The 13,383-nt window shown below is 60.6% G+C and carries 11 protein-coding genes; 3 read left to right on the forward strand and 8 right to left on the reverse strand.

Annotated elements, in window-relative coordinates; genetic code table 11:
- Positions 1–3,201 precede the first annotated feature (3,201 nt).
- The 8 genes from ACFVWT_RS09645 to rpmH form a co-directional block, all read right to left on the reverse strand.
- Positions 3,202–4,383 carry a ParB/RepB/Spo0J family partition protein gene (locus tag ACFVWT_RS09645; protein WP_390247470.1) on the reverse strand — a complete coding sequence of 394 codons (1,182 nt, stop codon included), beginning with the start codon at positions 4,381–4,383 and terminating at the stop codon, positions 3,202–3,204.
- A 65-nt stretch (positions 4,384–4,448) separates the two neighbouring features.
- Positions 4,449–5,516 (reverse strand): ParA family protein, encoded by a 1,068-nt coding sequence (locus ACFVWT_RS09650; RefSeq protein WP_390247472.1) that lies wholly within the window; start codon positions 5,514–5,516, stop codon positions 4,449–4,451.
- Positions 5,517–5,603: 87 nt separating this feature from the next.
- The gene (gene rsmG, locus ACFVWT_RS09655; protein WP_390247839.1) at positions 5,604–6,254 is read right to left on the reverse strand and encodes a 16S rRNA (guanine(527)-N(7))-methyltransferase RsmG; all 651 of its coding nucleotides are present in this window, start codon (positions 6,252–6,254) and stop codon (positions 5,604–5,606) included.
- Positions 6,255–6,273: 19 nt separating this feature from the next.
- A complete protein-coding gene (locus ACFVWT_RS09660; RefSeq protein ID WP_043479784.1) occupies positions 6,274–6,840 on the reverse strand; it encodes a R3H domain-containing nucleic acid-binding protein in 567 nt (188 codons plus the stop codon).
- Positions 6,840–7,814, reverse strand: coding sequence for a membrane protein insertase YidC (yidC, locus tag ACFVWT_RS09665; protein ID WP_043479786.1), 975 nt, complete (start codon positions 7,812–7,814; stop codon positions 6,840–6,842). Before yidC ends, ACFVWT_RS09660 begins: the two co-directional genes overlap by 1 nt.
- A 16-nt stretch (positions 7,815–7,830) precedes the next feature.
- Positions 7,831–8,226: a membrane protein insertion efficiency factor YidD gene (gene yidD, locus ACFVWT_RS09670; protein WP_390247475.1), complete on the reverse strand. Its 396-nt coding sequence runs from the start codon at positions 8,224–8,226 to the stop codon at positions 7,831–7,833.
- Entirely contained in the window at positions 8,219–8,629 is a 411-nt protein-coding gene (gene rnpA, locus ACFVWT_RS09675) for a ribonuclease P protein component (RefSeq protein ID WP_390247477.1), read from the reverse strand. The genes yidD and rnpA overlap by 8 nt, the downstream gene beginning before the upstream one ends.
- A gap of 42 nt (positions 8,630–8,671) precedes the next feature.
- Positions 8,672–8,809, reverse strand: coding sequence for a 50S ribosomal protein L34 (gene rpmH / locus ACFVWT_RS09680; RefSeq protein WP_003800212.1), 138 nt, complete (start codon positions 8,807–8,809; stop codon positions 8,672–8,674).
- Positions 8,810–9,278: 469 nt separating this feature from the next.
- Between rpmH and dnaA the strand changes: the two genes are divergently transcribed.
- The 3 genes from dnaA to gnd all read left to right on the forward strand — a co-directional run bounded on the left by dnaA (position 9,279) and on the right by gnd (position 13,350).
- Positions 9,279–10,700, forward strand: a complete 1,422-nt coding sequence (gene dnaA / locus ACFVWT_RS09685; RefSeq protein WP_043479795.1) for a chromosomal replication initiator protein DnaA — start codon at positions 9,279–9,281, stop codon at positions 10,698–10,700.
- A gap of 535 nt (positions 10,701–11,235) precedes the next feature.
- Positions 11,236–12,360, forward strand: a complete 1,125-nt coding sequence (dnaN, locus tag ACFVWT_RS09690) for a DNA polymerase III subunit beta (protein ID WP_011689873.1) — start codon at positions 11,236–11,238, stop codon at positions 12,358–12,360.
- A 105-nt stretch (positions 12,361–12,465) separates the two neighbouring features.
- On the forward strand, positions 12,466–13,350 hold the full coding sequence (gene gnd, locus ACFVWT_RS09695; protein ID WP_390247479.1) for a phosphogluconate dehydrogenase (NAD(+)-dependent, decarboxylating): 885 nt from the start codon (positions 12,466–12,468) through the stop codon (positions 13,348–13,350).
- Positions 13,351–13,383 lie beyond the last annotated feature (33 nt).

The raw sequence follows: 13,383 nt of genomic DNA on the forward strand, positions 1-13,383 counted from the left end.
AGGAGGGCGGTAGCCGGGTATGGAGTCCGCAAGGTGCCTAGGGACAGGGACCGGCCAACGGCGAGCGAACGGACCCAGATGAGGAACAACGGCGCCCGGCAGCATCGTCAGCCAGGCCCAGTCGCAGACGGACTACAGCGCCACTCAGAAGCGTTTCGATCTGACTGTGCGAACAACCCGTGCTCCGCATGGAAGGCTAGTACCGTCACTTCAGCCCCAGTGCATGGCAGGTGCAATGGCAGACGGCATTAGCTGGAGCAGTAGCGGCACAGGCCCGTGACAGGCTCCCCGCCGCTTCGCCGCCTCTCCGCCGGGCCGTACAGTCGAGTTCGTTCCCAGAGATGGCCAACCATGCATGACGCTCCGCCCTGGACGTTCGGGTACGGCCTTGGCAATTTGTGGCCCCAATAGCAACCCCCTGTTCCGACCCGAAGGGCCCGCCGCGAACGCAATATCCAAGCCGGTGGCGTGGGTGTGGTGAGCAGTTGTCCCCATGGCTCTTTCATTTCTCCACAGAAGTTATCCACAGCGTTGTCCACAGTGCTGGCTGGTGACCATCATTCGTGACTTTGGACATAGCTTCACCCAGGGTGCGCGAGCCCGCTCCGGTGGCGCGTGTCACGTTCTGTGTGCAGTGTAAACTGCCATGGCCACACGCCTCTAAAACGGCTCCAGTGGCCGAAATTTGCTGCGTTTTTGGCTGTTTTCCTCAGAACTAGGCGATCTGGGGATGCTTTTGTCCGAGAGGGACGATGTTTCACGTGAAACCGAGCAGGTGGTACGCGTAGCCCACTGCATGCACCTGGCTGCCCTAGGCCCGGGTCCGCACGCGGTCCGGCCTGCAGCACGGATTTATCCCCAAAGTTATCCACAGAGATATCCACCACGTTATGCACCGCTCTATCCACCGATCCAGGCCCTCATCACCGACCGAACTTGGCCGTCCAGCCGGCGGTGAAAACGGGTTCGCTGCGGCATCACTATCAGGAAACCACCAAACCGCGAAGTCGCACGATCCCGACTTCGGAGGATCGGCCCGCAAACAACAGCCTCAACTCACCAAGGAAGTCCGTGAGAATACCCGCACTAAATACCACTGTGCATCCAACGTCGAAGCTCCCACCAATAGGAGCACGCAACTCCATGCCAAGTCTCGACAGGAGAGGAGCTTGGGCGACAACGGAACCTCGACCTCCGTACGAACCCCCTGTCACTCGAACGCCGGACGACTCGATCCACACTTCGACGTCCTATATTTGCGCCATCGGACAGAAGCAGGAAACCCATTGACCGTCACTGCAATTGCGCGTCAGACCATAGACACAGCCACAAGTCGGCCGCTACCACCGCGAACTCGCTAAAGGTCACCTGTGTTGGCGTTCTGCTCCGGAGCCAATTCACTTAGTGGCGAGATCAAATGGTGCTTCGGTCTGCCCGCTGATACTCAAGGGTCCAGTGGCCACTGCGGCTCCGTCCTACGACAGGATCAGCTACGAACGACGGCCGACCCTGCGTCGGGGTGAGCCACCCTGGAGCCCGCCCGGGGTTCCGAAGGTCCACCCGCGATCTCAGCTCCATCGTCGCGAGGCCCTCTGTCAGCCATAGGTCTGTTGCCATGACTGCCACGGTTCGCCTCTTCTCTAAAGGATCCCGCTCCGGCCTCCGACCACGTTCCTCCGTGCGGGACCGTCGCTGCGATTTCGGTCGCTCCCACGCAACGCAACCACATCTTCATTCCGGGGGAGTACGCATCCTCCTGGACCCTTCTTCGTTCACCGGATATGGACGCCACAACGACGGTTCTTCTGGTTCGTAGATCAGAAGACAGAGGCGGATGCGGGGGCCATTGTGGACGGAGGGTCGTGACTAGGTACTGGACGATCGACCACTGTGGGTCCATTGACGTCAGCACTGCATTCCGGCTCGCCCGGGTTTGACCACTGACCTACACCTGTCAGCGAGGAGCCAACACCTGGCACCAGTCACGTCAAAGAAGTATGACAACATCGGGCCAGATCCGGAGTCCGTTTCACGTGAAACATCCTTGATGCCTGCCCCAGCTACGGACCTTCGTGCTCCAACTGATCTAGGCAATGACAGCTTCGTCTCGCAGAACTGGCAACGGACCAGCCAAGTATATTCCTGGAAAACCCGGGAAGCACCACAACGATCTGTTGACCAAATAGCTGCACCAAACCGGGTGAGGAAATCCGCCACAGGACCATAACAACCCGGATCCTGTTGATGGCCAATCATCACATATAGACCGTGTAGAGAGATCGTGCCGTGGGGAACTACTAGGGGCCAAGCAGAATCACAGTATTTCGCGGAGGGGAATCACCTCATCCACGACTTTTGGACCTGCCATCACGGCGAAATACCCGTTTCTACCACCAGCACATTGCCTCTAGAGACCTGGGTTTCACGTGAAACAGGAACATCATCCCACGGGCCGAGTCTCCCGCGCGTCCATCATCCCCACACTTGATTTCAGAAGCCCACGACCTTCGCCACACGCGACAGTCATCCTCAGGAGTGGCCATCAGGCTCACGGCACCACACGTGTCGCTCGCTTGGCGCCGGAATCGAACTGCTGCAGCCCGCGAACGCCGTCCAACACTAAAGACCACATTCGGACGTCAGGACATTACGGAACAAACGCCGTCGAAACGAAAGCCCGGCCCGATCGACCCAAGGATACATCGCTAGCAGATCAGCGTGCTCACAAACAATATCGGCAGCCTGGCTCCGTTAGCTGCCGGCGCCGTATCCCCGCGCTGTGACTGAATGCAAATCATGTCGCATGGCATGCCCGGTTCCGCCACCTGAACGAGAGTTGCAGCGGTTGCCACAGTGATCGTGTAGGCCCTCCGAAGCAGCGGCGCCAGTTGCTGCTGTCAGGCCGCACACGCCCCGCTTGGAGACCCCCAGGGCCCAATCTCACAGCGCGAGACGGCAGCAGCCGAGCTGGGGGCGGGGAAGGGAGCACGCGACGCCGGTGCCGCCAGCGTGGCCCTGAGTCCGGTTTGCCTTCTTTGTTGCTGGAATTGCCCGGCTACCTCCTTTGCCGCACACGGCAACGAAAGGAAAGGGGGCGGTGGCACGAGCTGGAGAGACTTCAATAGCCGTCACTTCTCAGCCGGACTGCAAACAAAAAGGGCCTGTTTCACGTGAAACAGGCCCCGCATGTTGGCTAGAAACTCAGTTTTCGGATCCCGGCGTCAGAACCTCCATGATCCGGTTCAGGTCCTCCACGCTGGCAAACTCGATACTTACGCGTCCCTTCCTGGCGCCAAGGGAGATCTTCACGTTGGTGTCGAGCCGATCCGACAGGGACGATGCCAGATAGTCCAGGCGTTCATGACGGGCACCGGGACGGGGAACATTGTTCTTTGTGGGCGTTGCCGGGCTCTGATAGAGCGTTACAGCTTCTTCAGTTGCACGTACCGACATTCCCTCAGCGACGATCTTTTGCGCCAGGCGCTCCATTGCTGCCGCATCCGGAAGAGCAAGCAGGGCACGAGCGTGACCAGCGGACAAAACACTCGCAGCTACCCGACGCTGCACCAACGGCGGCAGCTTAAGCAGGCGCAGCGTGTTCGAAACCTGGGGACGGGAGCGGCCGATCCGGTCAGCAAGCTGTTCATGCGTCGTCCCGAAGTCCTCGAGCAGTTGCTGGTAAGCGGCCGCTTCTTCAAGAGGGTTCAGTTGGCTACGGTGCAGGTTCTCAAGAAGGGCATCCCGAAGCAGGTCATCGTCCGTAGTGTCCCTGACAATTGCCGGGATAGTTTCCAGTCCCGCAGCCTGGACTGCACGCCAGCGGCGCTCACCCATAACGAGCTCGAAGGGTTCGCCACCCTTTTCGGTTGAAGTACGGACAACAATTGGCTGGAGAACGCCTATTTCTCGTACGGAGTGGATGAGCTCCGCCATGTCGTCCTCATCGAAGACGGAACGCGGCTGTTTGCGGTTGGGATGGATATCACCGACCGGAATCTCCGCGAACCTGACTCCGGGAACTTCCACGAGTTCAGGTCCGGCATCGGTGACGGCAGCTGATGCCGAAGCGGCAGCAGACTCCTCGGACTCCTCGGTGGCAGTCTTCCTGGCGGGGGCTGACTTGGTTGCAGGTTTCCGAACCGGGGCCTTCGAATCCGACGCCGCGGCAGCACCGGCGGACTTCTTGGGTGTCTGCTGACCCGACGCGGTCGTGTCATCCTCGACGACAAGGGCCGGGACTGGTGAGGCCGTCTTCCGGGCTTCCGGGAAAAACAGGTCCACTGGTCGCGAAGGTGCTGCGCCATTGCCGGATGCGTTAGCCGGAGCGGAACTTGGAATGAGTGCGCCAAGACCGCGACCGAGGCCGCGTCGCTTATCGCTCATGGATAAATCCCTCCAATGGAAGAGCCCGGCAGATCCGGCTCTGGCTAGTGCAATTGTTGAAAATTCTAACGTTCAGCGATTTCCGCTGCGGCTTCCAGATAGGAGAGTGCACCGCTGGAGGACGGATCGTAGGTCATCACCGTCTGCTGGTAACTCGGCGCTTCGGAGATCCTGACCGACCTCGGCACCACAGCACCAAGAACCTGCTCAGGGAAGTGCTGACGGACCTCGGCAGCTACCTGCGCAGCAAGGTTTGTGCGGCCGTCGTACATGGTGAGGAGGATGGTGGACACCACCAGCTCGGCGTTGAGGTGCTTCTGAATCATTTCGATGTTCTTCAGCAGTTGGCTGAGACCTTCCAAGGCGTAGTACTCGCACTGGATGGGGATCAGAACCTCGCTCGCGGCACAGAAAGCGTTGACCGTCAGAAGGCCCAGGCTAGGCGGGCAGTCAATGAAGATGTAGTCAAGACGGGCCTCGCCGGCCTTCTGCCGTTCCTTGGCGTAAACGTCGATCGCACGGCGGAGGCGTTGTTCCCTCGCGACCAACGAGACGAGCTCAATTTCTGCGCCGGCCAAATGAATGGTGGCGGGTGCACAGATCAGGTTCGCGACGTCGGGGCACTGGGCCACGACGTCCTTGAGGGGTACGTCGTTGATCAGGACGTCGTAGATGCTGTCGACGTCAGCGTGGTGCTCAATGCCAAGGGCGGTAGACGCGTTGCCCTGGGGATCAATGTCAATGACCAGGACGTTCAGACCGGCAGCAGCAAGCGCGGCGGCAATGTTGACGGTGGTGGTGGTCTTGCCAACCCCGCCCTTTTGATTCGAAACGGTGAAGACGCGGGTCTTTTCCGGCTTTGGAAGCTGCCGGCCGATCAACCGCTCCCGCCGCTTGTTTTCGTGAGCCAATTCACGGGCGATGGGGCTCGAGTCATCAATGGAGTCCATGATGTTCCCACTTACCGATGTCCCGGTTTCACGTGAAACTGCACCGGACTTGGACCGATTCGCCACCGAATTCAGGTGATTCCACGAGTCAGTCGGCGCAATCGAGGGCGCGACCATAGCCCGTGCGGACCCCAGGGACACGAACGGGGGTATCCGCTGTGTGGAGGCTTCGCTACTGGTCACTGTGACACACTCACTCTCATTCGGCTTCTACTGCCGTTCACTAGCCTAACCGCTTCCCCCAAAAGACCGGCGGCACCGGGCCAGCGGCTAGGCAATCTTTTGCGTCTTATTAACGATGATCCGGACGACAGTGGTGGGTTCCTCGAGGAGGTCTTCCCCGACGACCAGCACGGACGTCTGAACGCCGCCGAGCTTGCGGATGGCCTTGGCAGCCTTCTCAATCTCCTCGCCGGCGCTGCGTCCCTTGATAGCCACAACCTCGCCCTTGCCCGCGAGCAGGGGGATGGTCAGACCGGCCAGGTTGGACAATGCGGACACGGCGCGGGCCGTGACGACATCGGCATTCACCAACCCGACCGCCAGTTCAGCCCGGGTCCGCATCACCGTTACATTGGTCAGTCCAAGGTCGTCTACGACCTCCTGCAGCCAGATCACGCGGCGTTCCAGCGGCTCAATCAGCGTCAGTTCCAGGTCGGGACGTGCGATGGCCAGGCACAGCCCGGGCAATCCGGCGCCGCTCCCCACGTCCGCGACATGGCTTCCCTGTGCGATTTCGCGCTCGATGACAGCGCAATTCAGAACGTGGCGGCTCCAAAGCCGAGGCACTTCGCGGGGGCCGATCAGGCCACGCTCAGTGCCGGAAGTGGCCAGGTGTTCGACGTAGCGCTTGGCAAGTTCGAGGCGGTCACCAAAGATCGCTTCGGCCGCCTTGAGCTCCGCCGCAGTAATCTCAACCATCGTCAGCGTCCCGGCGTCCTCAGTCTGCGGAGACAACGATGTGCCTCCCGGCACCTTCGCCTTCAGATTCGCTAACGAACCCCAGATCAGCCACGGCGTCGTGGACAATCTTCCGCTCGTAGGCGCTCATCGGCTCCAGTGCCACCGCATTTCCGGATTCCTTCACGGAGGCGACTGCGTCCTCCGCGATCTTCTGCAGGTGCCCTGCACGCTCCTGGCGATATCCGTTGATGTCCAGGACCAGGCGGGAGCGGTTCTCGGTGGCGGAGAGTACCGACAGGCGGGTCAGCTCCTGCAGGGCTTCCAGTACTTCGCCGTCGCGGCCAACAAGGCTTTCGAGCCCCGCTGATTCTTCCTCGGCCACGATGGAAATGTAGGTCCGTCCGTTCCGGACCTCGATGTCGATGTCGCCGTCGATGTCGGCGATGTCCAGCAGTTCCTCGAGGTAGTCTGCTGCGACGTCGCCCTCTTCTTCCAGCCGGCTTGCAGAAGAACCCTTGCCAGCATCCTGGATCTCGTCCTGGGCGTCGTCCTGGTCTTCAATGGCCTCGGCGGAAACGGCGTTTTCGGTGCTATCGACAGACATTACTTCTTCTTCCTGTTCTTGCGTTGTGGCTGGATGCGCTGGCTCTTGGCCTCGGCAACCGCGGCGGCAGCTGCAGCTTCAGCCTCTACGTCGGCCTTCTTGCCTCCCAGAATGGGCAGGGCCGGAAGGCCCTTGGCGGCACGGCGCTCGGCGAGGGCCTTGGCGGCGGGGGATCCCGGCGTCGGCATGCGGCGGATGACGAAGAACTGCTGCCCCATTGTCCAGAGGTTGGTGGTGGTCCAGTAGATGAGGACACCGATGGGGAAGTTGATGCCACCCACGCCAAAGACAATCGGCAGGATGTAGAGCATCATCTTCTGCTGGCGCATGAACGGGCTGGCCATGGCCTCCTCGGACATGTTCTTGGCCATGATCTGCTTCTGCGTGATGAACTGCGATGCCGTCATGGCAAGGATCATCACGATCGAGAGGATCCAGACGGCGGTCTGGTTGCCCGCGCCGCCGTGCAGGAGGGAAGCCGAAAGCGTGGCCCCGAAAATGCTGGAATCGTCGAACTGCACAACCTGCTCGTGGCTCATCGCCCCGATACCGGCGCCCTTGGTACGGGCCGCGGTGATGCCGGAAAGCACCTGGAACAATGCGAAGAAGAACGGCATCTGGATCAGCATGGGCAGGCAGGCCGAGAAGGGGTTGGTCCCGTGCTTCTTGTACATCGCCATCTGCTCCTGCGCCATGGCCTGGCGGGACAGCTGGTCGGTCTTTCCCTTGTACTTGTCCTGCAGCTTCTTCAGGTCCGGTTGCAGGAGCTGCATGCCCCGCTGGGCCTTGATCTGCTTGACGAACACGGGAATCAGGGCGGCACGGATGACCAGCACCAGCCCGATGATGGACAGCGTCCACGTCCAGCCGTTGGCAGCCGGCAGGCCAATGGCACTCAGGCCTTCATGGAAGCCCACCATGATGACTGACACCAGCCACTTGAACGGAAACATGATTGTTTCAAAGAAGTCCATACGATATCCCTATTCGTTAGGCCGCAGTGCGGCCTTCTCCATCAGACTGCGCAACCAGGTACTTGTCCGGGTTGTTCAGTACAACAATTGTGGGGGTCTGGTTTTCAGGCCAGTGGCGGTGGCCAGCGGGGACGTGGTCCACACCGCCGGCGTTCCAAGGATGGCAGCGCACCAGGCGCCGGGCCGCGAGCCAGCTTCCCTTGACGGCGCCGTGCACCGTGATCGCTTCGAGGGCGTACGCCGAGCACGAAGGAAAGAAGCGGCAGACCTGTCCATACAAGGGCGAAATCACCTTGCGGTAGGTCATGAGCAGCAGGATAAGAAGGTTGCGGGGCAGGTTCCAGATCGTCCTGCCGACCAGGACGGCTGCCGGTTTGAGGAAGCGGACGACGGCGGCAATGGAATTACGCACGCGGTGTCCCTTCCTGTGTTGTTTCCCGTGGAACCGCTGACGCGGCCCGAGGAAGGCGGCCGCCCAGCCGTTTCATGGTCGTTTCCAGAGCGGCGTTGTAGTCTGCCAGCAGTTGGTCCCAGCTGGCAGCCGCGGCCGCAGGCAGTGCCCGGACCACAATGGCGAACCCGGTACCGTACTCCTGCAACGACAAAGCACCGGCTTCCCTCAGTCTCCTCTTAACGAGGTTCCTGACCACAGCGTTCCCGACACTCTTGGAAACGATGAATCCGATCCGGCTAGGTTCGTCAGCAGCAATAGCTACCGTATATAACACTACGTTCCGGCGTCCATTGCGGACGCCGGAACGTACAGTTGTTGAAAAATCGGTTGGTGTCCTCAGACGGTTCCTGGTGGCTAGCACCGTTAAACTCGCAAAGGGATGGTGACCGACGAGTCAGTGTATTTAGGCCGACAGTTCGGTGCGGCCCTTGCCACGACGGGCTGCCAGGATGGCACGGCCGGCACGGGTACGCATACGAAGGCGGAAGCCGTGCTTCTTGGCTCGACGGCGGTTATTCGGCTGAAAAGTCCGCTTGCTCACGTTAGTTACTCCAGTGGATCAAAGGTGCGCCCACCCGATCAAAAAGGGGAAGAACTGGCCGACGCTAAGTTTTGTATGTGCACACGCTGCCCTCGGCTCGTAGGACGCAGAACGTCAGAGAGATTCAAATGAGGTCGAAAAGCGGACACAAAGGACTTCACAACGTTAGGCCAAGAAGCGTCGCGTAGTCAAACCGGACCGGACTTCACGATCCTGCGGCAGTTGTGGTTAACCTCTGCCCACAGCCTGTGGATGAAGTGGCTCACAGGGTGCATTTTCGAACCACAGCGGTGTAATTATCCACAAGCCTGCACCCAGCTATCTTCTAGGCTTTTCATCCCCTAGAGTGGCTCAGTAGCCGATTATCCACGCTCTGTGCATAACCCTGTGGATTAAGCCGGAACCAGACCCCTGGTTCAGGACTTGTGGCTGCAGGTAATGCAGGCAAGCAAGTTTGAGGAACTGATTGATGACAGTAGACGAAGCCAACCACGCGAATACTGTCGGAAGTTCCTGGCGGCGGGTTGTGAGTCTTCTGGAGCAGGACCACCGGGTTTCACCCCGGCAGCGCGGATTCGTCATCCTCGCCCAGGCACAGGGTCTCATCGGCTCAACACTCCTGGTGGCAGTGCCCAATGAACTCACCCGCGAAGTCCTTCAGACCCAGGTCAAAGAAGCACTCGACGACGCCCTTCACAACGTTTTCTCCGACGACATCCGCTGCGCCATCGATGTGGACACCGATCTGGTGCCCCTCCACACGGAGCCTGAACCCGCCGTCGAACTTTCCCTCGCCACTGATCCCACTGTGGAGCAGAAGCCGCAGCCCATGCTGCCGAGCACCTCCCACGAATTCGGCCGTCTCAACCCGAAGTACGTCTTCGACACGTTCGTCATCGGTTCCTCGAACCGGTTCGCTCACGCCGCGGCCGTCGCCGTCGCCGAAGCACCGGCCAAGGCCTACAACCCGTTGTTCATCTACGGCGATTCCGGCCTGGGCAAGACCCACCTGCTGCACGCGATCGGGCACTATGCCCGGCGGCTCTACAGCGGCATCCGGGTCCGCTACGTGAATTCCGAAGAGTTCACCAACGACTTCATCAACTCCATCCGGGACGATGAAGGCACCAGCTTCAAGACCACGTACCGCAACGTGGACGTCCTGCTGATCGACGACATCCAGTTCCTGGCCGGCAAGGACCGCACGTTGGAGGAGTTCTTCCACACGTTCAACGCGCTCCACAACAACAACAAGCAGGTGGTCATCACCTCCGACCAGCCGCCCAAGCTGCTCGCAGGATTCGAGGACAGGATGAAGTCCCGCTTTGAGTGGGGCCTGCTGACCGACATCCAGCCGCCGGAACTGGAAACCCGTATCGCGATCCTCCGCAAGAAGGCCCTCAGTGAAGGTCTGTCCGCACCGGATGACGCCCTGGAGTACATCGCGTCCAAAATCTCCAGCAACATCCGCGAACTCGAAGGCGCACTCATCCGCGTCACTGCATTCGCCAGCCTGAACCGGCAGCCGGTGGACGTTGCCCTCGCCGAAATGGTCCTCAAGGACCTCATCACGGACGATGGCGCCCAGGAGATCACTTCCGCTCAGATCCTGACGCAGACGGCAGACTACTTCAAGCTCAGCATGGAGGAACTCTGCAGCAAGTCCCGGACCCGCACCCTGGTGACGGCACGGCAGATCGCCATGTACCTGTGCCGCGAGCTGACCGATATGTCGCTTCCCAAGATCGGACAGGAGCTCGGCGGCCGGGACCACACCACGGTGATCCACGCAGACCGCAAGATCCGTGAACTGATGGCCGAGCGCCGTGTGATCTACAACCAGGTTACGGAGCTGACCAACCGCATCAAGCAGCAGCAGCGGGATTCCTAGGCCGGACTTCCGCCCCGCACTCTTACCTTATTAACAGGCGCATGTGGATAAGCCTGTGGATAGTTAAGGGGACAACCGCGCTTAATGGGCTTAAAACCCTTAAGGCATCTGTGGATCAGCGAAACGGCCAAAAAAGTTGTCCCCATCCACACCCTGTTTAAAACCTGCTTCGCCCACAACGGATGAACAGGGCTTAACCGCGGAATCGTGCCGCCAAACAGAGTTATCCACAGTTTCCACAGCAGTTATTAACACTACTAATCCCAAAAAATTGAAATTCCCTCAAACAACAATCTCGTTCCCGGCCGAACACAGCCACGTTGCCTCGGCCCCCAAAGGCCTGGTGGGCTGCCGGGGATGGGGAAATCCTCAATCTTCCGGCTAAGCTGTCAGCAGCGCTCCCATCCTTGGGTCTGTTTGTGGTTCAGCAAGCGCTGACCATGCAGGTTCCGGTGTCCGGGGGCAGGTTTTTCGAACTCCCCAAGGGAGTTCCCGTTGAGAAAATGGCAGCAGCAATGAAAGGCGGCACCCTTCCGTGAAGTTCAGAGTCGAACGGGACGTCCTGGCAGAAGCCGTCACATGGACCGCCCGGTCGTTGTCTCCGCGGCCGCCGGTTCCGGTCCTTTCCGGACTCCTCCTCAAGGCCGAAGCAGGCACCGTCAGCCTTTCGAGCTTTGACTACGAAACGTCAGCGCGCCTTGAAATTCCGGCAGACATCAGTGTCGAAGGCACCATCCTGGTTTCCGGTCGCCTGCTCGCGGACATCTGCCGCAGCCTGCCCTCTGCTCCGGTTGACGTTGAAACCGATGGCAACAAAGTCACGCTCACCTGCCGCCGCAGCAGCTTCCACCTGGCCACCATGCCCGAAGCCGAATACCCGCCGCTGCCGGCATTGCCCACCATCAGCGGAACCGTCCCGGGCGATTCCTTCGCGCAGGCCGTATCCCAGGTGATCATTGCTGCCAGCAAGGACGACACCCTGCCGATCCTCACCGGAGTCCGGATGGAAATCGAGGACGACCTCATTACGCTGCTGGCCACAGACCGCTACCGTCTGGCCATGCGCGAAGTACCGTGGAAGCCTGTCACCCCGGGGATCTCCACCAGTGCCCTCGTCAAGGCAAAAACCCTCAACGAAGTGGCCAAAACGCTGGGCAACAGTGGCGACATCAACCTCGCCCTGGCCGATGACGACAGCCGGCTCATCGGCTTCGAAAGTGGCGGCCGCACCACCACATCCCTCCTCGTGGATGGCGACTACCCCAAAATCCGTTCGCTGTTCCCGGACGCCACCCCCATCCACGCCACGGTGCAGACCCAGGAACTGGTCGAGGCCGTACGGCGCGTATCCCTGGTTGCCGAACGCAACACTCCTGTCCGGTTGGCATTCACCGACGGACAGCTCCATTTGGATGCAGGCACAGGCGAAGACGCACAGGCTTCGGAAGAACTTGAAGCGCAGCTCACCGGCGACGAAATCACGGTTGCATTCAACCCGCACTACCTCATCGAGGGCCTGAGCGTCATCGAAACCAAGTTCGTGCGGTTCTCCTTCACCACGGCACCGAAGCCCGCCATGATCACGGCACAGGTCGACGCCGACGGCGAAGACCAGGACGACTACCGTTACCTCGTCATGCCGGTGCGCCTGCCCAACTAGGTAGCAGCTGATGTCGTTATGGAACCCTAAAACGACATCTAATGCGGCCCAGTTGGGCTCCCGACCGCAGCCCCTCCACCACCAGCGCAGAAAAGAGTTCCCACCGTGCACATCGGACTGATCGGCCTTGGAAAAATGGGTTTCAACATGCGCGAAAGGCTGCGCAAGGGAGGTGTGGAAGTCACCGGCTTCGATCGCAACCCTGACATCACGGACGTCGCCACGGTGGACGAACTCATCGCGGCTGTTCCGGCTCCTCGAGTCATTTGGGTCATGGTTCCGGCAGGCGAAATCACCGACGCCGTCATCACCGAGCTGGGTTCCAAGCTCGACGCCGGGGACCTGGTGATCGACGGCGGCAACTCCCGCTTCACGGAGGACCAGAAACACGGCGCCGCGCTGGCCGAGAAGGGCATCCGTTTCGCTGATTGCGGTGTATCCGGCGGCGTCTGGGGCCTGCAAAACGGCTACGGTCTGATGGCCGGCGGCGATGCCGCCGACATCGAACGGGCGATGCCCGCATTCGATGCCCTACGTCCCGAAGGCGACCGCGCGGACAGCTTCGTCCACGTGGGCGGAATCGGCGCGGGGCACTACGCCAAGATGGTGCACAACGGCATCGAGTACGGACTCATGCAGGCCTACGCAGAAGGCTACGAACTGCTCGCCGCCAAGGACATCGTGACGGACCTGCCGGGAACCTTCCGCGCCTGGCAGAAGGGAACGGTTGTGCGCTCCTGGCTCCTGGACCTGATGGTCAAGGCCCTGGACGAGGATCCGGGCCTGGCGTCGATCGATGACTACGTAGAAGATTCCGGCGAAGGCCGCTGGACCGTTGAAGAGGCAATAGCCAACGCGGTTCCTGCGCCGGCCATCACGGCGGCGTTGTTTGCCCGGTTCTCGTCCCGCGAGGACAATTCCCCGGCCATGAAGATGGTGTCCGCCCTGCGGCACCAGTTCGGCGGCCATGCCACCCGCCCGGCCAAGTAGCGGCAGTCCGAGCAGTCCGGGAATCCTGAAGAC

Source organism: Arthrobacter sp. NPDC058288, from assembly GCF_042880995.1.
GTDB lineage: Bacteria > Actinomycetota > Actinomycetes > Actinomycetales > Micrococcaceae > Arthrobacter.

Excerpts from the sequence above, each read along its gene's own strand:
- rsmG (WP_390247839.1), bottom strand. The coding sequence starts at position 6,254 with ATGGTTGAGATTACTGCGGCGGAGCTCAAGGCGGCCGAAGCGATCTTT.
- dnaA (WP_043479795.1), top strand. The coding sequence starts at position 9,279 with ATGACAGTAGACGAAGCCAACCACGCGAATACTGTCGGAAGTTCCTGG.
- ACFVWT_RS09645 (WP_390247470.1), bottom strand. The coding sequence starts at position 4,383 with ATGAGCGATAAGCGACGCGGCCTCGGTCGCGGTCTTGGCGCACTCATT.
- ACFVWT_RS09660 (WP_043479784.1), bottom strand. The coding sequence starts at position 6,840 with ATGTCTGTCGATAGCACCGAAAACGCCGTTTCCGCCGAGGCCATTGAA.
- yidC (WP_043479786.1), bottom strand. The coding sequence starts at position 7,814 with ATGGACTTCTTTGAAACAATCATGTTTCCGTTCAAGTGGCTGGTGTCA.